The following is a 20,469-nucleotide window of genomic DNA, read 5'->3' as shown; positions in this document are numbered from 1 at the left end:
CTCCAATGGTTAAGCGACAACAATACTATGCTTCGCTACAGGAGGCAGCATAAGGTCGAACATTCTTGAGAAAAAAGTGTAAACCAATATTGACAATATCACAAAGTTACCACAAATTCAATGAACCATTGCGGGGCATTGAATACGGCAGCGAAAAGTTTTTAGGCGTTGGTAATGTGGACTTGGATCAGATCGGCGTGAAGTATGCCGGATGGAAACCCGGCGCAATGCGGAAGGAAATCAACGCCATGACTGACATAATCGAAAAATCAACCTATCAGGAAGATTTTTGGTTGCAGCGTGGTTGTAGATTTAAGGGCATGGATAAGTTCTTCAATGTTCCGATGGATAAATTGCAGCGGGCAACACAGGATGAATTGGAAGCCTTGCTTTTGGGTACTACCCCCACAGAATACGGCTTTTGTTCATGTGGTGTTGCAAAGGGCAAAGGGTTCAGCGGTGATATTATCCTGAATATCTATGCCCCGTCCGGTACTCAAATGATGTATGCTGAACCGTTTTCCGCTTTCGGTAATGGTTCGGGTAAGTCTTGGGACGGTATCGCAAAGCAATCTTCTTTCGGGCAGGAATCGGAAATCATCTTGCAGCAAGGAACAACCTTCCGTGTTACAAAGGTTGAGAAAACACCCGGCATGATATACATTGATCTTGAGGTCATAGGGCAAAACCCGCAGCGATAGAAAGAAGGTGATTGAATGGCTGAAAAGAAATCTTTGGAAGAACGGTATGCGGATGAAGTATTGAGCGACAACACGCAGATTGAAAAGTACCGTCAATGTAAAAATTGTATATTCAGGGATGGCGGCACAGTCTATTCAAACCACTATCAGAAAGGTTGTTGCCGGATGTACCCTTATCCGCAGTTCAAGCCTTATGAAGTGATGATGAATCAAATTCGATGTGAATACTACGAAAAGGAATAAGCACTTTTGAAAGTTTATTTTCAAGGGTGCTTTTTTCATGCTTATTTTTAGGTAATAAATGTATCAAAGACTTTATTTCAGCCTGTATATAGGCATTATATAAGGTCGAATTTTTGAAGAAAGGAGGTTATTTCCGTGACTATTGGCTTTCGCACTTAGAAAGGAACGGTGATCCGATTATCTCCCAACTATGGGTTAAATAGTACAGCACCCGCAAGGGTGCTTTTTCTTCGCCTTTTTCGCATTGCAGGCGGTAAAGAACAAGATTCATTCGTGGTTCGTCACCCACGGTAAACAACGGAAATGAAAGGATGGTTCGACTATGAAAAAAGAAGATTTGATTGCAATGGGTATCACAGAGGAACAGGCTTCTAAGATTATGGCTTCCCTTGATGGGGATTTTGTCACAAAGGCAAGGTTCAACGAGGTCAACGAGGAACTGAAAACCGCTAAGAAATCCGTTTCTGATAGAGATAAGCAGCTTGAGGATTTGAAGAAATCAGCCGGGGACAATGAATCCCTGACAGCGCAGATTGCAGCTTTACAGAAAGCAAATGCGGATCAGCAGAAAGCCCATGATGAAGAAATGGCGGCTTTGAAGTTCAACAATGCGGTTGAACTGGCGTTGACCGGGGCAAAGGCTAAGAATATCAAGGCGGTTCGTGCCATGCTGGACGACACCAAAATGAAGCTTGGTGAGGATGGCAAGCTGACCGGGTTTGATGAACAGATTGAAGCCCTGAAAAAGTCTGACGGTTATATGTTTGATGTGGATCAGAACCCGCAGCAGAAGTTTACCGGATTTCAGCCGGGGGCTTCAACTACGGTTCCCAATTCCACACAGGCAGGATATGAAGCCCGCCTTGCGGATGCCCGTAAGAACAACAATCAGTTAGAGGTTATCAAAATCAAGCAGGAAGCGGCTAATGAAGGCGTTATCCTGATGTAAAGAAAGGTTAAGGTGAAATATTATGGCACAGGTATCTGGCATTGGTACTACTTGGAACTTGCCGAACTATGCGGGTGAACTGTTCACCGCTGATCCTACTCAAACCCCGTTTCTTTCCATGATCGGCGGTCTGACGGGTGGTAGACAGACGGACAACTTCGAGTTCCCCACGGCAGTTCTTTATGATTTCCCGGAAGCGGGGCAGCCTGAAATTTCTGAACAGGCTTCCGTTACCGCCCCGGCAGCTTCCCATATTGCAAGGGAGCAGGAAAAGAACGTGGTTCAGATTCATCAGGAAACTATTGATCTGACCTATGCAAAAATGAGCAATTCCGGCAGAATGTCCGGTCTGAACACCGCAGGACAGAATCCCAACCCGGCAGATGAAAAGGCTTGGCAGATTCAGCAGAAGCTCGTCAAGATTGCCCGTGATGTGGAATTTTCTTTCTTGAATGGTGAGTATCAGATCGCTACGGCAGCCAATGTTGCGAACAAAACCCGTGGTATGTTTGAACTTTGCAATTCGGGAGCGGGTACTTCCATTGATGCGGCTTCCGCTGCACTTAGTAAAGCCCTTCTGGATCAGCTTTTCCGTGAAATGGCTGATAACGGTGCTTACTTTGGTAAGATGGTGCTGTTTTGCGGCGCATATCAGAAGCAGATGATTACTAATCTGTATGCTGAACAGTTCAAAGCCAATATGCAGACTACACAGAATGTGGGCGGCATGAATATCACGGAAATTGAAACGGACTTCTTCAAGATGGGCGTTGTGTGGGATCGCTTTGTTCCCGCCGATTCTATCCTGATTGCTGACATGGCGCATATTGCCCCGGTATTTCAGGCAGTTCCCGGCAAGGGTGTTTTGTTTCAGGAAGATTTGGCAAAGAACGGTGCTTCTGAGCGTGTGCAGATTTACGGTCAGATCGGGCTTGCTCATGGTCCGGCGTTCCTTCATGGTGCTATCACTGGTCTTGCTACTTCCGCAGGCGTTGGTGCTTAACAGAAAGGGTTAGGGTGATGAAATGTTCAAAGTGACAAAGAAACCAAAAACCCCTAATATCGTTTGGGATTCTTCCGGCAACCGCCCCCTTTGCAAGTTTGTAAAGGGGGTATTTGAAACCAACGATGAACAGATTGCCTTTAAGCTGAAAAGCATGGGGCATACTGTGACGGGTGAAGCGGATGCAAAGCCACTTGATGAAATGAAGGTTGAGGAACTGAAAGCTTATGCAGCGGAACACAATATTGAGTTGGGGGACGCTGCAAAGAAAGCTGACATTCTGAAAATTATTCAGGAAGTGGAAAATAAAGAGTAAAGGCGGTGTTCCTATGCTGGATAAGGTAAAAACCCGCTTGCAGTCTTTTGGGTATGTGCTGAAAGATGGGGATGAAGTCATTTTGGCTTTTTCCGTTGAGAAAGTCACGAATACCATTAAAAATGATTGCAATGTGTCTGAAATACCTGACGGCTTAATGAATATCGCTATTGATATGGCAGTAGGCGAATTCTTAACGGTGAAGAAAACTTTTTCACCGAATGACATTGCAGGGCTTGATTTAGATTATGCGGTAAAGCAGTTACAGGAAGGGGATAAAAATACGGTGTTTGCAACCGGGGAAGGGAGTTTGACCGCTGAACAGCGGTTGAACAATCTTCTGAACTACCTTCTTACCTATGGGCGGGACGAATTTTCTTGTTACAGGCGGATCAGATGGTGAACGCATTAGAAGCCGCCCGCAAAGCGGCAAAAAAAGCGCACGAAAACCTGTACTATAACGGATTGTGTACGATTGTTGAATATGGCAGCGTTACTGATCCTGAAACCAAACGAACCACCCAAAAGGAAATAACCGTTATCGAAAATCAGCCCTGTAATTTGTCATTTGAAAAAATTAGTGCCGTTGTTCAAACAGACACGGCAGCGGCAGTTTCGCAAGGCACAAAGCTTTTCCTGTCACCTGAAATCAAAGTGAAATCAGGTTCAAAAATCATTGTGGAACAAAACGGGATAAAAACCGAATATTCCGCAAGCAGCGAACCCGCCATATATCCCGAACATCAGGAAATCATGCTTGAACTTTTCAAGGGGTGGGCTTAATGGCTTCCAAAATGGGCGGGTTTTCAATGGCAGGAATGAAAAAGCTTCAAAAGCAGTTGAACAAATTGCAGCAATCAGAGGTTGAAGCCTTTGTTGATTCGTGTGCTAAGGAACTTGCCGCCCGTCTGCTTGCCAAAGTCATAAAGCGTACACCCGTTGGGGATTATCCGAAAGGATCAGGCAAAAAGGGCGGTACACTTAGGCGTGGGTGGACTTCAAAAACCCATGAGGAAGCCGCAGGCGGAACGGGTAAAGGTTCGATTGCGGCGGGAAAAGCCTACGCTGATTCCCTGAAAGTGAACCACTTTGGGAACTTCCTTGTGGTTGAGATTGTAAACCCTGTTGAATATGCTTCCTATGTGGAGTTTGGACACAGGACAGCCAACCATGAAGGATGGGTTCAAGGTCGGTTCATGCTGACGATTTCAGAAGGGGAAATTCAGGATATTGCCCCGCAAGTGCTTGAAGCCAAAATCAAAAAATTCTTAGGGGGCGTGATGAAGTGACAGATTCCGTAAATTTGATAACTGACGCTATCAGCATTGCCCTGAACGGGGAATTTGGTGATGGCTATACAAACTACACAGAGAATGTGAAGCAAGGCTTGAAAGAACCTTGCTTTTTTATTTTCTGTATCAACCCCACCCATGAACTTTTCCTTGGGAAGCGGTATTTCAGGGAAAATCCGTTTTGCATACAGTTCTTTCCAGCTGACAAGCAGAATATGAACGCTGAATGTCACGCCATAGCGGAACGGTTGGAATTTTGCCTTGAGTGGATCACTGTTACCGGGGATTTGGTGCATGGCACGAAAATGAAATATGAAATTGTGGATGGGGTGCTTAACTTCTTTGTGAATTACGATATGTTCGTATATCGCAGAAGTGAATCGCAGCCTATGGAAGAAATTGAACAGGCTGTTTCCGTGAAAGGTTAAGGTGATGGAATGGCGGTAAGGAAAACCACAAAAACCGCTGCAAAGGAAGCTGAAAATATTGAAAGTGAATTTTCAAAAAATCAGCTTCTTGCGGCAAAGCGTTTCAGAGGTAAGCGGGATGCCCTGAACGCTGTTCTTTCTAAATATCCCGATGATGAAAAATTCACGGTGAAAACCGTTGAACAAATGATTGAAGATTATATGAAAGGTAAGGTGAACTAAGATGGCTTTGGGCGGTGGAACTTTTGTTACACAGAATAAAACCCTTCCCGGTGCTTATATCAACTTTGTATCGGCAGCAGCCGCAAGCGCAACCCTTTCTGATAGAGGTATCGCAACTATGCCCCTTGAACTGGATTGGGGCAAGGAAGGGGAAGTCTTTGAAGTTACCAATGGTGATTTTCAGAAGAACAGTATGGAAATCTTCGGATATGAGTACACCAACAATAAGTTGAAGGGGCTTCGTGACCTGTTTCTTGGGGCAAGAACCCTGTACGCTTACCGCCTGAACGGTGGTGGCACAAAGGCAAGTAATACCTATGCGGAAGCCCTGTATGGCGGCACCCGTGGTAATGACCTGAAAATCGTGATTCAGAAAAACGCTGATAACGATGAACTTTTCGATGTGACAACCATTCTTGGCACTTCAGAAGTTGATGTTCAGACGGTTGCCGCAGCTTCTAATCTTGTACCGAACAAGTATGTGAAGTTCAAAACGGAAGCTGAACTTGCAGTCACCGCTTCTACCCCGCTTACTGGCGGTACAAATAAGACGGTGGACGGTGCGGCTTATCAGGCATATTTGGATAAGATTGAAGCTTATACCTATAACACGATGGGTGTTGTGGTAACTGACGATACCACTAAGAACCTGTTTGTTTCCTTTGTGAAGCGGCTTCGTGATGAAATGGGTATCAAATTCCAGCTCGTTCTTCACAATAAGGCAGCCGATTATTACGGCGTTATCAATGTGAAGAATTCCGTAACAGATTCTACTTTTGGCGCAGCCGCCCTTGTTTATTGGGTGACTGGTGCGGAAGCCGGGTGTGAAGTCAATAGAAGCTGTCAGAACAAGGTTTATGACGGTGAATTTGATGTTGGTGTGGACTACACGCAGAATGAACTGATTGCCGCTATCAATGCGGGTGAATTCGTTCTTCATAAGGTCGGTACTGATATTCGTGTGCTGTCTGACATTAACAGCATGACTACCACTTCCGACACGCAGGGCGATATTTTCAAGGACAATCAGACGATCCGGGTTATCGATCAGATTGCAAATGATATTGCCGTCCTGTTCAAAGATAAGTATTTGGGCGTTGTTCCCAACGATGCAGCGGGGCGCATTTCTCTTTGGTCGGATATTGTGAAGCACCATCAGCAGCTTAATGATATTCGTGCCATTGAAGATTTTGCCGATTCTGATGTGGTTGTGGAACAGGGCGACACTAAGAAATCGGTTGTGGTAACGGACGCTGTAACGGTTGTAAATGCTATGGATAAGCTTTATATGACCGTTACAGTGGCATAAGAAAGGGGTGAAATTCAGTGAACAACATTGTGATGAAAGGCAAAGACACAATCGCCGCTAAGATGGCGGAGTGCTTTATCACTATTGGGGATCGCCGCTATAACTTTATGCAGATGATTGATATGGAAGTTCAGGTTGAAAAAACCAAAACCACCGTTCCCCGCCTTGGGGCAATCATGGTAGGTCATAAGTCTTGCGGTATGGAAGGTACTTTTTCCGGCACAGCCCATTACAATCAGTCTGTAATGCGGCAGCTTCTTCTTGACTACAAGAACAGCGGTGTTGATGCCTACTTTGAAATGCAGATCACCAACGATGATCCCGGTTCGGACGCTGGCAGACAGACGATTGTTCTTTATGACTGCAACACGGACGGCGGCATTTTGGCTAAGTTCGATGCAGACGATGAATATCTGGATGAAGAAATTGAAGGTACTTTCGAGGATTTCTCCATGCCGGAATCTTTTGCACAGCTTACGGGCTTCCTTACGAACTAAGGTTAAACCCCTTGTGTGGGCTTTATATAGGCTCATATAAGGGGTTTTTCTTATCACTCGATAAACAGAAAGGATGAATGAAAAAATGTCTAAATTCGCTAAATTTATGAAAGCAAACAAAACCGTGAAAGAGAACGGTTTTTATCCGGCTACTAAGTCCCTTTGTGATGATAACGGCAACCCCCTTGAATGGGAGTTTCGCCATATCACTTCTAAGGAAAATGAAGATATTCGTGAATCCTGTACGCTTGATGTACCTGTCACGGGTAAGCCGAATATGTATCGTCCAAAGCTGAAATCCAGCCTGTACATTCAGAAAATGATTGTAGCTTCTATTGTCACCCCGGATATGTACAACGCTGAATTGCAGGATTCCTATGGTGTGAAAACCCCGGAAGATCTGCTTATGGCTATGGTGGATGATCCGGGTGAATACAACGATCTTGCCGCATTTGTGCAGAAATTTCAGGGCTTCAATGTGTCCTTTGACGATAAGGTGAATGAAGCAAAAAACTAATTGAAGAAGGGGATTGGGAAGCGAATTTTGCTTACTATGCCCTTCTGAAACTTCATATCCTTCCTTCCGCTTGGCTTGCTATGGATGAACAGGAAAAAGCCTTTTGCGTTGCTGCTATCCGGGTAAAGCTTGAAAAGGATAAGAAGGAAAAGAAACGGATTGAGAGTAAGAGCAAAGGCAAAAAGAAAGGTAGGTGATAAGCGTGGCGACAATCCGAACAGCGATTGAATTACAGGATAACTTTTCTGGGATTCTGTACGGCATTACAAACGCTGTAAATATGAGCCTTTCCGTCATGGAAGATTTGAACCGGGCTATGAATGAACCCGTGGACACCACTTCCATTCAGGCGGCAAGGGAAGCAATCAATCAAGCCACGGTTGCGGCGCAGCAATGGGAAGCTGCTATGCAGAATGTAGATGCGCCGCAAACTTCCACGCCTACCACCCCGCAGCCTTCCACGCCGCAGCCCGTTCCTGTACAGTGGCAATCTGATTCAATGGATGTGTTTACCACTTCCGGCGTTGAAAGATTTCAGCAGGAAATTCAAAGTGCAAACAGTATGTTGAACACTTTGAACACTACGCAGGAACGGATTGCGGCAACGGCGGCTGGAACTGATATGTTCCCGGCAAGTGCTGTTGCGGATATGAACAGTATGCAATCCCGTTTACAGGCAATTCAGCAGCGGATTCAGCAGATCGAAAGCAACCCTATGAATATGGGGACTGACACCGCAAATGCAGAGTTGGAACAGCTTAGAAGTCAGTTGAATCAGGCGGTGCAGGATCAGGAAGATTTGAACCGGGCTATGGAGCGGATGGACGTTTCCGCAGCCAATGAAGCCTACTTGCGGTTATCCAGTACAGTAAGCAATACAGAACGCTATATCCGTGACAATACGGACGAACAGGGGCGTTTTAATCGTGCCATTGATGAAGGTACGCAGGGCGCAAGCGATTTGATGAACATGATTAAGGGGGCAGTTGCCGCTTATGCAAGTGTTCAGACAATCGGAAAGGTGATGGATTTATCCGATCAGCTTACTTCTACAACCGCCCGCCTGAATTTAATGAACGATGGTCTGCAAACCACACAGGATTTGCAGAATATGATTTACCTTTCGGCTGAACGGTCAAGGGGCGCATATCAGGCAACCGCTGACGCTGTTTCCAAATTGGGACTTATGGCGGGTGATGCTTTCAGCAGTTCAGAAGAAATCATTGCTTTTACTGAACAGTTGAACAAACAGTTTACCATTGCTGGTACGGAAGCGGCGGGCATTGATGCCGCCATGTTGCAGCTTACACAGGCTATGGGTTCGGGTGTTCTTCGTGGTGAAGAATATAATTCAATCCTTGAACAAGCCCCGAATATCATTCAGGCGATTGCTGATTACATGGAAGTTCCGAAAGGGCAGCTTAAAGATATGGCGGCGGAAGGTCAGATCACCGCTGAAATCGTCAAAAACGCTATGTTTGCAGCGGCAGACGAAACCAACGCCAAATTTGAAAGTATGCCGAAAACTTTCAATCAGATTTGGACTTCTTTTCAGAATACCGCTTTGATGGCGTTTCAGCCCGTACTTCAAAGGTTGAACGATGTAGCGAACAGTGAAGCGTTCCAAACCTTTATAAATGGTGCGATTGAAGCCCTTTCAATGGTGGCGGGTATCGTGGTTGAAATCTTCAACCTAATTGCTTCTGTTGGGACAATGATTGCAGACAACTGGTCTTGGTTATCCCCTATCATTTATGGGGTTGCAGCCGCATTGTTAGTGTATTATGGGCGGCTGATGCTTGTAAGAGGGGCTGAACTTGCTCTTGCAGCGGTTCAAGGGGTTGTTGCAGTCGCAAAAGGAATATTGGCAGCGGCAACAATGCTTGTGACTGGCGCAACATGGGCGCAGACAACGGCGCAATATGGCTTAAACGCTGCAATGTACGCTTGTCCCATTGTTTGGATTATCATTTTGATTATCGCCCTGATTGCCCTATTTTATGCGGCGGTTGCGGCGGTGAATAAATTTGCCGGAACTTCCGTTTCTGCAACTGGTATCATTTGCGGGGTGTTCATGGTGGCGGCAGCGTTCATTGGAAATCTGTTCGTTGCCCTGATTAACTTTGTCATTGATATTTTCGTTGTGCTTTGGAATTTCATTGCCGCATTTGCAAACTTCTTTGGGAATGTGTTCAATGATCCGGTTGGGGCAATCGCAAGATTGTTCTTTGATTTGGTTGATACTGTCCTTTCGCTGTTGCAGTCTTTGGCAAGTGCCATTGACACAATCTTTGGTTCAAACCTTGCGGGGGCGGTTCAAGGTTGGCGTGATTCCCTTGGTGGGTGGGTTGATTCCACCTTCGGACAAGGGGAAGAAATCATGGCAAAGCTAAATGCGGAAGATTTGCATTTAGATAGATTTGAGTATTCCAGCGCATGGGATGCGGGGTATTCGTTCGGTGAAGGAATAGATGAAAGCATTGCAAACTTCGATCCTTCTTCCCTGTTTGATACCAATGTTCCGGGTGCTGGTGACTATGCCGATCTTAGCGGATACGGCAGCGATTTAGGCGGGCTTGGTGGTATCGGAAGCGGTGTGGATGATATTGCCGGGAACACCGGAGCAATCGCTGACAGCATGGATATTACAGAAGAAGATTTGAAGTATCTTCGTGATATTGCAGAGCAGGAAGCGGTGAACCGATTTACAACCGCTGAAATTAGCGTTGATATGTCCGGTATGCAGAACAACATTTCTAACGGAATGGATTTGGACGGCGTTATTTCCGGGCTGACAGAAGGTGTAAATGAAGCGATTGATAGCATGGCGGAAGGGGTGCATACATGATGAAAAGTGGATATGATTTTTACTTGAAGAAGTGCTTGCTTCCCGTCACCCCGCAGAAGCTTGAAATCAAAATCAACAATGCCAATGATACGGTAACGCTGATAAATGAAGGGGAAATTAACATTCTGAAAACCGCAGCACTTACGGATATTGAATTTGAATGTGAAATCCCACAGGTGAAACAGCCCTATGCAGTCTATAAGTCAGGCTTTCAGGGGGCTTCCTATTTCCTTGATTACTTTGAAGGGCTGAAAACTTCCAAACAGCCCTTCCAATTCCTTGTGTCAAGGACAATGCCGAATGGCAAGGTGCTTTTTTCCACGAACATCAAAGTTTCAATGGAAGATTACAAAATCACAGAGGATTCAAAGAATGGCTTTGATCTGAAAGTGAAGATTTCCTTGAAGCAGTATCGGGAATACGGCACAAAGACGGTAAATATTAAAATTCAGGCTTCAAAGCCCAAAGCAACGGTGCAGCCGACAAGGGCGGCGGAAACAAGCCCCGCCCCAGCTGCTTCTCAAACTTATACGGTGGTAAGCGGTGATTGCCTTTGGAACATTGCAAAGCGTTTTTACGGAAACGGCGCAAAATACACGGTGATCTATAACGCTAACCGGGGTGTTATCGGTGGAAATCCAAACCTTATTTACCCCGGTCAGGTGCTTACCATTCCGGCAGCTTAAAGGGGGTGCTTCAATGAATGTTGAACTTTTGATTGCCGATCCTTCCGGCAGCAAGGCATATTTGCCGATTGTGGAAGAAGGGATCGAATGGACTACGGAAAGAAGAAGCACCCCCGGAAAGCTGACCTTCAAGGTTGTAAAAGACAGCATAATCAATTTTCAAGAGGGTGCAGCGGTACGCCTGAAAGTGGACGGCAAAGGGATTTTCTTTGGGTTCGTATTCAGCAAAAAGCGGGATAAGGATCAGATTATCAGCGTTACCGCCTACGATCAGTTGCGTTACCTGAACAACAAGGATACCTATGTTTATGAAAATAAAACCGCAGCGCAGTTTATCAAGATGATTGCGGCAGATTTTTCCTTGAATGTGGGTACTATTGAAGATACCCCGTTTGTGATTGCTTCAAGGGTTGAAGATAACACTTCCCTTTTCGATATGATAGAAAATGCCCTTGATTTGGAATTGCAGAACAACGGGAATATGTTCATTCTGTATGATGATTTTGGAAAGCTTACCCTGAAATTCCTTGGGAATATGTATGTTGGGGATAATTCTTCCGGGTATCTGATGATTGATGAAGAAACCGGGGAAAATTTTGACTACACTTCCAGTATTGACAGCGACACCTACAACAAAGTGAAGCTGACCTATGACAATGATGAAACCGGAAAGCGGGAAGTCTATATTGCACAGGACGGCAGCCATATCAACGAATGGGGCATTTTGCAGTATTTTGATACGCTGTCAAAGGGTGAAAACGGGCAGGCGAAAGCCGATGCCCTTTTGCAGCTTTACAATAAGAAAACCCGTAACTTGAAAATTACTAATGCTTTAGGTGATACCCGTGTGAGAGCCGGAAGCATGGTGGTTGTCAACCTTGATTTGGGTGATATGAAACTGAAAAACTTCATGCTGGTTGAAAAGGTTACACACAAGTTCAATCTTGATGAACACTTTATGGATTTGACACTTAGAGGGGGTGAGTTCGTTGCCTGACGCAACCGAATTAACAAAAGCGATTAAAAAAGCGGCAAGCAAGGCGGTAAAGGCAGAAAAGCCCGTTGAAGTCTGCTTTGGAAAGGTGACAAGTGCTTCCCCGTTGCAGATATTGGTGGATCAGAAATTTACCCTTGGGGCAGCGCAACTTGTCCTTACCCGCAATGTGACGGATTTTACAACGAATGTAACGGTAAGTTGGAATACCGAAAATAAATCAGGCGGAAGTGGGGAAAGTTCCTTTGCTTCCCACAATCATGCAATTACCGGAAGGAAATCAATCACTGTTCATAATGGGTTGGTTGTTGGTGATGAAGTTATCCTTATCCGGCAGCAGGGCGGGCAAAAATATGTTGTGGTGGATAGAATCGGATGATTCCTTCAATTACAGGATTTCTTGAACAGGATTTTGAACTTGAAGAACAACCAACCTACACTTACAAAATGAATTTGGACACGGGTTCTATTCGTGGCTATACGGATGGGCTTGACGCTATGAAGCAAGCGATTTTCAAAATTCTTCAAACAGAACGCTATCAATATATCATGTATAGCTGGAATTATGGGATTGAAACGCTTGACTTGTACGGCGAACCCATTTCCTATGTATGCCCCGAACTGGAACGCAGGATCACAGAAGCCTTGCTTTGGGATGAACGAATTGAAAGCGTTGATAACTTTGAATTTGACCTTCCGCAGAAAGGCGTGGTTCATGTGTCCTTTACAGCACATACCATTTTCGGGGATGTGCAAGCAGAAAGGACGGTGAATTTTTAATGTACGAGGATCAAACCTATGAAGTCATTCTTGAACGGATGCTTGCCCGTGTCAATGAAAAATTTGATAAGCGGGAAGGTGCGGTCATTTTCGACACCCATTCACCAACCGCCATTGAATTTCAGATTTTATACATTGAACTTGATACCATTTTGCGGGAAGCATACGGGGACACCGCTTCAAGGGAATTCCTGATCTTGCGCTGCAAGGAAAGAGGTATCACCCCCGATCCGGCAACCAACGCAATCTTGCGTGGCGTGTTCACCCCTTCAAACATTGATGTGATTGGTAAGCGGTTCAATATCGGTACTATGAACTATGTTGTTTTGAGGGAAGCAACGGACGGTGAAGGGGGCTATGAAGTCCAATGTGAAACACCCGGCATAATCGGAAATCAGTATTTGGGGCAGATGATCCCGATTGAATACATTGACGGGCTGGAAACTGCAACGCTGACTGAAATTCTTATTCCCGGTGAGGATGAAGAAGATACAGAGGTCTTGCGGGATCGCTACTTTGCTTCTTTTGAAGAAAAGGCTTTCGGGGGAAACCGGGCGGATTATATCAACAAAACCAACGCCATTCCCGGTGTTGGCAGCACAAAGGTAACAAGAGTTTGGAACGGGGATATTTCCCCCGCTTCCATGATCCCAAATGAAGCGGTGCGGTCTTGGTATAAAACGGGCTTATCTTCCCTTCCCGCCGCCGTCCAGTCATGGATTACGGCGGTATATACGGCGGCAAAGGATTTGAAGCTGACAACCGGGGGAACGGTACTTATAACGATCCTGAATTCAAATTTTGATGTGGCAAATGAAACGCTGCTTAATTTGGTGAAGGAAACGCTTGATCCCGATGAATATACCGGGGAAGGTTACGGGCTTGCGCCTATCGGTCATGTGGTGAATGTGAAAAGTGCAGATGATATTGGTATCACTGTAAAAACCACAATCGCCTTTGATGTGGGTTATAGCTGGTCGAATTTGCAGACTTCCATTGATGGAGTAATTGAAGATTATCTTCTTGAACTTAGAAAGACTTGGGCGGATGAAGATCATTTGATTGTGCGTATCAGCCAAATTGAAACAAGGCTTCTTGGTATCAAGGGCATTGTGGATATAAATGGCACGACAATCAACGGCGTTGCCGATAACTTCACTTTAGGGAAGTATGAAGTTCCCGTGTATGAGGGGGCAAGCGCATGATTAGAGAAGTTGACCTTGTATCTTATTTGCCCCCATACTTACAGGAATACAATCAGGAAACCGTTGCAGCACTGGAAGCGGAAAACCCCGAATTCAGGCTAATTTGGGAAGCTTCTGACCGGGTTTTATACAATGAGTTCATAGCAACCGCCGATGAATACGGTATTTCAAGGTTTGAAAAAATATTGAATATTCTTCCGTCAAAGGAAGATACCCTTGAAAGTAGGCGGGCAAGGGTACAATCAAGGTGGTTTACGGAAATCCCGTACACCTTGAAAGCCCTGATTTCAAAGCTGATTGCCCTTTACGGTGATTCAAATTTTGAAATCACAAAAGACTTCCTGTATTACAAAATCGGGATTGAAACCAACCTTGAACTGTTTGGACAGGTTGAAGAACTGGAACACATTATTGAAACCATGCTTCCCTGTAATATGGTTGTAGATTCGGTGAATAAAATCCCGTGTGATGCGGATGGTGTTGCCCTTTGGGGTGGCGGTATTTGTGCCGTTGAATTCTTTGTTATCACAAATGATGAACGGACAGAACACACAATCACAGGTAAGGCGAATGTGGGCGGTGCGCTTAGTGGTGCAGCCGCTTATTTTATTACCAATGACAGCAAGGAAACCATAACGGCAAACGGTTCAGCAAGTCACGGTGGCGGTATTGTAAATGCGGTAAGCGTGACAATCACAAATGATTTCAATGAACAGTTCAACATAGACGGGACAAATTCACTTGGTTCAGGTGCGGTTGTTACTGAAATCATTGGAATAAATGATGAAGAATAGAAAGGATGAAATGACATGGCAGAATTTTCAAAGTTGGTTATCACCAACAAAGGGCAGGCTCTGATTGCAAAGATGATTGCCGGGGAAGGAAACATTGATTTTACAAAAATCAGCACTTCAAGCACACAGTATCAGCTTACGCAGCTTGAAGCACTGACCGCCTTAACTGGTGTGAAGCAGACTTCCCTTATTTCCAAAGTCACCCGGACAAACGATGTTGCAATCAAGGTTGAAGCGGCGTTCACTAATACAGATTTAACAGCCGGGTATTATATGCGTACTTTGGGCTTATATGCCGTTGATCCCGATGAAGGGGAAATCCTGTACGCTGTTACAATCGAAACTTCCGGCAACTGCTATATGCCGCCATATAACGGCGTTACCGTGTCGGGTGCTTATGTGCAGCTTGTAACTACGGTTGGCAACGCTGACAGCGTTTCCCTTGAAGTGGATCAGGCGGCGGTTGCCACAATCGGAGATATTCAGGAATTGCAGAAGCAGATTTCCGATTTGCAGGCGTTTGTGGGCTATACCGATGATGATATTTTCGGTGTGGAAGTGGATTTTGTAAATAAAAAATTCACCCGCCTTGCGGCAGCCGTAAACCGTACACCGGGGGAAGGTTTTGACGATATTCCTTGCTTTGGCGGGCGTAAACGCTGCAACGTAACCGATGATGGCAGAGTTGCCGCCTACTACGGTGAAGCGGGATTTTCCACCACAGGTAAGCTTACACAGGCGATTGACCGCAACCCGGAAGATGTGGAAGAACCTGATACTTCCTTGCAGTTTGCAAGCGGTACGATTGTTCAAACGATGGTTGAACAGCCTAAGTTTTATTACAAGGTCGTTCCGCTGCTTGTGGAGAATACAGCAAAAGGACAGATCACCCGAAAAGTACGCTACTATGTTTCCCCCGTTGCAAAGGCTGGATTCAAGCTTCACCCGGCGTTCATTTCCAACGGCAGACAGCTTGAAAAGATTTACCTTGCAGCCTTTGAAGGTTGCCTTTGGGACGCTTCCGCAGGAACGGGAGGGGCTTACATTTTGGATGATGCACAGGTAGCTTCTTTCACAAGTGCAGTTGGTACAGGTGATAAGTTGTCCAGCATTGCTAATGCAAAGCCTATGTCTGGAAAGACACAGAGCCTTACAAGGGGAAATGCCCGTATTATTGCCCGGAATCGTGGTACAGGTTGGGAACAGTCTTATGCCGCAACCGTGGGCGCAACTCAAATTCTGATGCTGATTGAATATGCGTCCTTTGATATGCAGTCCAAAATCGGAAGTGGTGTAAGCGGTAAAACGGACGATACAACCAATAATATGGCAGAGAACACCGGAGCAACTGTTACCCTTGGTAATGCTTCCGGTTCTGTTACAAATGATGGGGGCTTTAACATTGTTTCCTATCGTGGTGAAGAAAATCTTTGGGGTAATATTTGGACTTGGGTTGACGGTATGAACGAACAGAACCCTTCCGATTGGACAAATACGGAAGATTTCAGCGGTGAATACGGTGATTTGTTTGTTTCGGATCATGGTTTTGTGGATGATTCCGGTGCAAGTCCCTATGAAAACACCAACCTTCATCCTTGCTATGGGGAAGGGTACATTTCCGCTTTCTGCTATTCGGAAGAATTTGATTGGATGTTCATTACAGGTGAAGTTTCCGGCAATTCTTCCCTTCCCGTTGGCGATTACTTTTGGAATCGTTATTCAGGCTGGCGGGTGGCTATATTGGGCGGTAGATGGAATGGTGGTTCTGGATGCGGCGGCTTCTGTTGGTATCTGGCTGATGCTTCTTCTGATCGCGTTCGGGATATCGGCGGGCGGTTGGTGTATGTACCGCAGGCAGCCTAAAACCGTTCAATAATTATTGAAAAATTAAAAATATGGGGGATTCAGGGAGTTTTGTTGTTTACTCACCGATATAGGGGAGAAAGCAGAAAAAAGAAACCATATAGCGGGTGGCTAAATTAGGCAGTAAATGGAATAATGGTTCTAAATGCAGCAGCTTCTATTGGAATCTGAATAATGCTTCTTCTAATCGCAATCGGAATATCAGCAGGCAGTTAGTAAATGCACGATTCAGCCTATGGGGTAGCGATTTACTACCCCATAGGCTGTTTCAAATAAATCTCTGTATTCCTGAATCGCCCCGCCGCTTGGCGGAACAGACAGCCCCCGAAAGGGGGAAGTTAAAAATAAAATTGGGCTGTATTGGTAGACTTTGAAAGTTTATTTTCAAAGGTTGAAGATTCGGCTTAATGTGCATACAAAAGGAACATTCGACAAATGAAGCGATATGGAAATCTATATGAACAGATTTGTTCGATGGATAACCTACGCAAAGCCCACCAAAACGCAAAGAAGGGGAAAGGCTGGTATGAAGAAGTAAAAGAGGTTGAAGCAGACGTTGACGGTTATTTGACACGGCTTCAAGAAATGCTTATCAATCACACCTACCAAACTTCCAAATATGAAAAATTTATCAAGCGGGAAAACGGAAAGGAACGGGAAATTTTCAAATTGCCTTACTTCCCGGATCGTATTTGTCAATGGGCGATTCTGCAAGTCATTGAACCGTATCTTTTACGGTATATGACAAAGAACACCTATTCGGCGATACCTGACCGGGGAATCCATGCGGCGTTGCAAGATGTAAGGGACGCTATGCAAAAGGATGTTCCCGGCTGTCAGTATTGTTTGAAGCTTGATGTAAGAAAGTTTTACCCTTCTATCAATCACGATATTTTGAAACAGAAATTCAGGAGATTGTTCAAAGATGCTGAATTGCTTTGGTTGTTGGATGAAATCATAGATAGCATTTGTACCACTAAAATTGAAGATATGCGTGATATTTGGTTGCTTGATGAAGATATTGATTCTGAAACAGGCATACCAATAGGGAATTACCTTTCCCAATATTGCGGCAACTTCTATCTTTCAGGATTCGATCACTGGATCAAGGAAGAAAAGCGGGTGAAACACTACTTCCGGTATATGGATGATATTGTGATATTCGGTGCTGATAAAGCAGAACTTCACCGATTACTAAAAGAAATTGACGCTTATTTCCGGCAGAATTTGAAGCTGACTATCAAGGGAAATTGGCAAGTGTTTCCTTCTTATGTGCGGGGTGTAGATTTTGTGGGGTATCGAACATTTTTGAATTATACGCTTTTGAGGAAATCAAGCTGTAAGAAATTCAAGGCAAGGATGGTTGCAATCAGGAAAAAGACGGAAACCGGGCAGATGATGAATTATTCTGAATGGTGTTCCGTGAATTCTTATAAGGGGTGGTTAAAGCATTGCGATAGTTACCGCTTACAGCAAAAGTACCTTGCACCGATCCAGCCGGATGCCGATAGGTATTATTTGGAAGTCATAAAATCTAAAAGAAAGGCGGCGTAACAATGGTTGATTACGGAAAAGTAAGAAGCACTGTCAAGCCCGAAAGCATTGTGATTGATGATTTCAGCGTTTGGCAGCACACCAACATTCAGGAAGTTTCTGAAAATGTGGGTGAAGAAAATGAATTCAAAGGGTTTGAATTTAACATGATTCAGTACACCAAAGATGAATTCATTTTACAGCAGGCGGCAGAAAATGTTTCCCTGTCACAACAAGTAACAGATATGCAGCTTGCTTTGTGTGAAGTCTATGAAATGATACCATAAGAAAGGGGTGATAAATTATGGCAAAAATCTATGCTGAACTTATCAGAAAGGGTCTTAAAACCATTGATGATGTACCGGACAATCTCAAAGAAGATGTTCAGGGTATTCTTGGTGGTGATGACTGATGTTTCAGTTCATCATATATCAAATCTTATTTAGAAAGGATGTGAAAGAGATGGCAGTTGTTTATGCAACCCTTATCGTGAAAGGCAAGAAGGATTTTTCTGATGTTCCTGAAAGAATTCAGGATCAGGTGAAAGAAGTTCTGATTGACCTTGATTTGGCTGAATTGGCGCAGTAAAGTAAAATACCAAATGCTAACTTAAAACCCTTATATGGGGCTTATATAAGCCCTGTATAGGGGTTTTTAAGTTACACAGAAAGGCGGTGATACCCGATGGAAAATTTGCTTTTGGAAACCTATTCCATTGCGCTTCCCATTGTTTTAACTGCTTTGATGGGGTATATTGTATGGCTTCTAAAAAAGCAGAAGAAAGACAGGGACGCAAACAGCAAAGGCACAATGCTTTTGCTTAGGGTTCAGCTTATCGAATATCACGATAAGTACACAATTTTAGGTTCGATTCCTTCTTACGCCTACGAAAATTTTTGTGAAATGTATGAAGCATATCACGAATTAGGCGGGAATGGCATGATTACCAAAATGAAGGAAGAAATTGACGAATTACATTTGAAAAAGAAAGGGTGAAATTTATGAACAACATTAACTGGATTGTGAGATTTAAGAACAAGGCGTTTTGGGTTGCACTTATCCCGGCGATTCTGCTTCTGATTCAGGTTGTGGCGGCTGTTTTCGGCTTCACGCTGGATTTGGGCGATCTTGGGAACAAGCTGCTTGATGTCGTAAATGCGCTGTTCGCCGTCCTTACCATTCTTGGTATTGTGGTTGATCCGACAACCGCAGGAACGGGGGACAGTGAACAGGCTATGACTTATACCGAACCGAAAAAGAAAGGGTGATATAAAATGAGTAATTCAAGTTTGGTATCTTATACGCTGCTTTCCCCGAACCATTCGGGGAAGCGCACGCACTCTATTGATCGGATCACCCCGCATTGTGTTGTGGGGCAGCTTTCCGCTGCAAGTATTTGTGGCTGTTTTACAAGTCCTGACCGTGAAGCAAGCTGCAACTATGGTATTGGAAAGGATGGGCAGATCGCCCTTTGTGTGGACGAGGGAAACCGTTCTTGGTGCTCTTCCAGCAATGCCAACGATCAGCGGGCAGTTACGATTGAATGTGCTTCCGACAAGGAACACCCCTACGCTATGACGGATGCGGTCTACCAGTCTCTTATCAAACTTTGTGTGGATATTTGCCGCCGCAACGGGAAAAATAAGCTGCTTTGGTTTGGTGACAAGGATAAAACCCTTGCCTATGAGCCGAAAGCCGGTGAAATGGTTGTTACCGTTCACAGGTGGTTTGCCAACAAAGCTTGCCCCGGCGATTGGCTGTATTCCCGCCTTGGTGATCTTGCCGCAAAGGTAACGACGCAGCTTGGCAGCGGTGCTTCCACCCCTTCCACGGATGGGACGCTGTACCGGGTGCAGGCGGGGGCTTTCAAGAACAAAGAAAACGCTGATAGACAGCTTGAAAAAATCAAGGCAGCCGGATTTGATACTTACATGGTGCAGGCTGGCGGCTATTACAAAATTCAGGTTGGGGCTTACAGCGTGAAAGCCAACGCTGAAAATATGCTTGCTAAAATCAAAGCGGCGGGCTTCGATGCCTTTATCACCACGGAACAGGGGCAGGCTGTTTCTTCCACCCCGGCAAAGAAATCCGTTGATGAAATTGCCCGTGAAGTGATCCGGGGTGATTGGGGCAACGGGCAGGACAGAAAGAACAGGCTAACGGCGGCGGGCTATGATTATGACGCTGTACAGGCAAGGGTGAATCAGCTTCTTTGATGCCTGAAAATCTGTTACTATTTTGTTACTAACTGACCGATTTTATATAGGTTTTGTATAGCCTTATATATTG

28 protein-coding genes are annotated in these 20,469 nt (G+C 44.9%); all 28 read left to right on the top strand.

Annotated features, from left to right (window positions below; genetic code table 11):
- Positions 1 to 65 precede the first annotated feature (65 nt).
- The 28 genes from ACZM6M_RS16750 (at position 66) to ACZM6M_RS16615 (ending at position 20,396) form a co-directional block, all read left to right on the top strand.
- Complete coding sequence (locus ACZM6M_RS16750) at positions 66 to 701, top strand: ADP-ribosyltransferase (RefSeq protein WP_489490606.1); 636 nt, start codon at positions 66 to 68, stop codon at positions 699 to 701.
- 15 nt (positions 702 to 716) lie between these two features.
- Positions 717 to 944: a hypothetical protein gene (locus ACZM6M_RS16745; protein WP_489490605.1), complete on the top strand. Its 228-nt coding sequence runs from the start codon at positions 717 to 719 to the stop codon at positions 942 to 944.
- Between the two features lie 322 nt (positions 945 to 1,266).
- Positions 1,267 to 1,893: a phage scaffolding protein gene (locus ACZM6M_RS16740; protein ID WP_489490604.1), complete on the top strand. Its 627-nt coding sequence runs from the start codon at positions 1,267 to 1,269 to the stop codon at positions 1,891 to 1,893.
- A gap of 22 nt (positions 1,894 to 1,915) precedes the next feature.
- The gene (locus ACZM6M_RS16735) at positions 1,916 to 2,896 is read left to right on the top strand and encodes an SU10 major capsid protein (RefSeq protein WP_489490603.1); all 981 of its coding nucleotides are present in this window, start codon (positions 1,916 to 1,918) and stop codon (positions 2,894 to 2,896) included.
- Positions 2,897 to 2,927: 31 nt separating this feature from the next.
- The gene (locus ACZM6M_RS16730) at positions 2,928 to 3,212 is read left to right on the top strand and encodes a hypothetical protein (protein ID WP_489490602.1); all 285 of its coding nucleotides are present in this window, start codon (positions 2,928 to 2,930) and stop codon (positions 3,210 to 3,212) included.
- 13 nt (positions 3,213 to 3,225) lie between these two features.
- The gene (locus ACZM6M_RS16725; RefSeq protein WP_489490601.1) at positions 3,226 to 3,615 is read left to right on the top strand and encodes a hypothetical protein; all 390 of its coding nucleotides are present in this window, start codon (positions 3,226 to 3,228) and stop codon (positions 3,613 to 3,615) included.
- The gene (locus ACZM6M_RS16720; RefSeq protein WP_489490600.1) at positions 3,609 to 3,995 is read left to right on the top strand and encodes a hypothetical protein; all 387 of its coding nucleotides are present in this window, start codon (positions 3,609 to 3,611) and stop codon (positions 3,993 to 3,995) included. Before ACZM6M_RS16725 ends, ACZM6M_RS16720 begins: the two co-directional genes overlap by 7 nt.
- Positions 3,995 to 4,501 (top strand): HK97 gp10 family phage protein, encoded by a 507-nt coding sequence (locus ACZM6M_RS16715; protein WP_489490599.1) that lies wholly within the window; start codon positions 3,995 to 3,997, stop codon positions 4,499 to 4,501. The genes ACZM6M_RS16720 and ACZM6M_RS16715 overlap by 1 nt, the downstream gene beginning before the upstream one ends.
- Positions 4,498 to 4,932: a phage tail terminator family protein gene (locus ACZM6M_RS16710; RefSeq protein WP_489490598.1), complete on the top strand. Its 435-nt coding sequence runs from the start codon at positions 4,498 to 4,500 to the stop codon at positions 4,930 to 4,932. Before ACZM6M_RS16715 ends, ACZM6M_RS16710 begins: the two co-directional genes overlap by 4 nt.
- A gap of 9 nt (positions 4,933 to 4,941) precedes the next feature.
- Positions 4,942 to 5,154, top strand: a complete 213-nt coding sequence (locus ACZM6M_RS16705) for a YqzN/YkzM domain-containing protein (protein WP_489490597.1) — start codon at positions 4,942 to 4,944, stop codon at positions 5,152 to 5,154.
- Between the two features lies 1 nt (position 5,155).
- Positions 5,156 to 6,463 carry a phage tail sheath family protein gene (locus ACZM6M_RS16700; RefSeq protein ID WP_489490596.1) on the top strand — a complete coding sequence of 436 codons (1,308 nt, stop codon included), beginning with the start codon at positions 5,156 to 5,158 and terminating at the stop codon, positions 6,461 to 6,463.
- 17 nt (positions 6,464 to 6,480) lie between these two features.
- Positions 6,481 to 6,960, top strand: a complete 480-nt coding sequence (locus ACZM6M_RS16695) for a phage tail tube protein (protein WP_489490595.1) — start codon at positions 6,481 to 6,483, stop codon at positions 6,958 to 6,960.
- An 85-nt stretch (positions 6,961 to 7,045) separates the two neighbouring features.
- The gene (locus tag ACZM6M_RS16690; protein ID WP_489490594.1) at positions 7,046 to 7,477 is read left to right on the top strand and encodes a phage tail assembly chaperone; all 432 of its coding nucleotides are present in this window, start codon (positions 7,046 to 7,048) and stop codon (positions 7,475 to 7,477) included.
- Positions 7,478 to 7,679: 202 nt separating this feature from the next.
- The gene (locus ACZM6M_RS16685) at positions 7,680 to 10,325 is read left to right on the top strand and encodes a tape measure protein (RefSeq protein ID WP_489490593.1); all 2,646 of its coding nucleotides are present in this window, start codon (positions 7,680 to 7,682) and stop codon (positions 10,323 to 10,325) included.
- Positions 10,322 to 11,011, top strand: coding sequence for a LysM peptidoglycan-binding domain-containing protein (locus ACZM6M_RS16680; RefSeq protein ID WP_489490592.1), 690 nt, complete (start codon positions 10,322 to 10,324; stop codon positions 11,009 to 11,011). Before ACZM6M_RS16685 ends, ACZM6M_RS16680 begins: the two co-directional genes overlap by 4 nt.
- 13 nt (positions 11,012 to 11,024) lie before the next feature.
- Complete coding sequence (locus ACZM6M_RS16675) at positions 11,025 to 12,008, top strand: XkdQ/YqbQ family protein (protein WP_489490591.1); 984 nt, start codon at positions 11,025 to 11,027, stop codon at positions 12,006 to 12,008.
- Positions 11,992 to 12,384 (top strand): DUF2577 domain-containing protein, encoded by a 393-nt coding sequence (locus tag ACZM6M_RS16670; protein WP_489490590.1) that lies wholly within the window; start codon positions 11,992 to 11,994, stop codon positions 12,382 to 12,384. Before ACZM6M_RS16675 ends, ACZM6M_RS16670 begins: the two co-directional genes overlap by 17 nt.
- Complete coding sequence (locus ACZM6M_RS16665; protein WP_489490589.1) at positions 12,381 to 12,785, top strand: DUF2634 domain-containing protein; 405 nt, start codon at positions 12,381 to 12,383, stop codon at positions 12,783 to 12,785. Before ACZM6M_RS16670 ends, ACZM6M_RS16665 begins: the two co-directional genes overlap by 4 nt.
- Positions 12,785 to 13,990, top strand: coding sequence for a baseplate J/gp47 family protein (locus tag ACZM6M_RS16660; protein WP_489490588.1), 1,206 nt, complete (start codon positions 12,785 to 12,787; stop codon positions 13,988 to 13,990). The genes ACZM6M_RS16665 and ACZM6M_RS16660 overlap by 1 nt, the downstream gene beginning before the upstream one ends.
- Positions 13,987 to 14,784 carry a putative phage tail protein gene (locus ACZM6M_RS16655; RefSeq protein WP_489490587.1) on the top strand — a complete coding sequence of 266 codons (798 nt, stop codon included), beginning with the start codon at positions 13,987 to 13,989 and terminating at the stop codon, positions 14,782 to 14,784. The genes ACZM6M_RS16660 and ACZM6M_RS16655 overlap by 4 nt, the downstream gene beginning before the upstream one ends.
- A 15-nt stretch (positions 14,785 to 14,799) precedes the next feature.
- On the top strand, positions 14,800 to 16,647 hold the full coding sequence (locus ACZM6M_RS16650) for a phage tail-collar fiber domain-containing protein (protein WP_489490586.1): 1,848 nt from the start codon (positions 14,800 to 14,802) through the stop codon (positions 16,645 to 16,647).
- 435 nt (positions 16,648 to 17,082) lie between these two features.
- Positions 17,083 to 18,201 (top strand): RNA-directed DNA polymerase, encoded by a 1,119-nt coding sequence (locus ACZM6M_RS16645; protein ID WP_489490585.1) that lies wholly within the window; start codon positions 17,083 to 17,085, stop codon positions 18,199 to 18,201.
- Between the two features lie 2 nt (positions 18,202 to 18,203).
- Entirely contained in the window at positions 18,204 to 18,467 is a 264-nt protein-coding gene (locus ACZM6M_RS16640) for a hypothetical protein (RefSeq protein ID WP_489490584.1), read from the top strand.
- A 17-nt stretch (positions 18,468 to 18,484) separates the two neighbouring features.
- Positions 18,485 to 18,592 (top strand): CD1375 family protein, encoded by a 108-nt coding sequence (locus ACZM6M_RS16635; protein ID WP_259957573.1) that lies wholly within the window; start codon positions 18,485 to 18,487, stop codon positions 18,590 to 18,592.
- A 50-nt stretch (positions 18,593 to 18,642) separates the two neighbouring features.
- A complete protein-coding gene (locus ACZM6M_RS16630; protein ID WP_317135669.1) occupies positions 18,643 to 18,768 on the top strand; it encodes a CD1375 family protein in 126 nt (41 codons plus the stop codon).
- Positions 18,769 to 18,864: 96 nt separating this feature from the next.
- Complete coding sequence (locus ACZM6M_RS16625) at positions 18,865 to 19,176, top strand: hypothetical protein (protein WP_489490583.1); 312 nt, start codon at positions 18,865 to 18,867, stop codon at positions 19,174 to 19,176.
- Positions 19,177 to 19,181: 5 nt separating this feature from the next.
- The gene (locus ACZM6M_RS16620; RefSeq protein ID WP_489490582.1) at positions 19,182 to 19,448 is read left to right on the top strand and encodes a phage holin; all 267 of its coding nucleotides are present in this window, start codon (positions 19,182 to 19,184) and stop codon (positions 19,446 to 19,448) included.
- Between the two features lie 6 nt (positions 19,449 to 19,454).
- Positions 19,455 to 20,396 carry an SPOR domain-containing protein gene (locus ACZM6M_RS16615; RefSeq protein ID WP_489490581.1) on the top strand — a complete coding sequence of 314 codons (942 nt, stop codon included), beginning with the start codon at positions 19,455 to 19,457 and terminating at the stop codon, positions 20,394 to 20,396.
- The last annotated feature ends 73 nt before the right edge of the window (positions 20,397 to 20,469 follow it).

Source organism: Enterocloster sp., assembly GCF_057861365.1.
The sequence above is the reverse complement of the archived record's forward strand: the minus strand, read 5'-3'. Positions and strand labels throughout refer to the sequence as shown.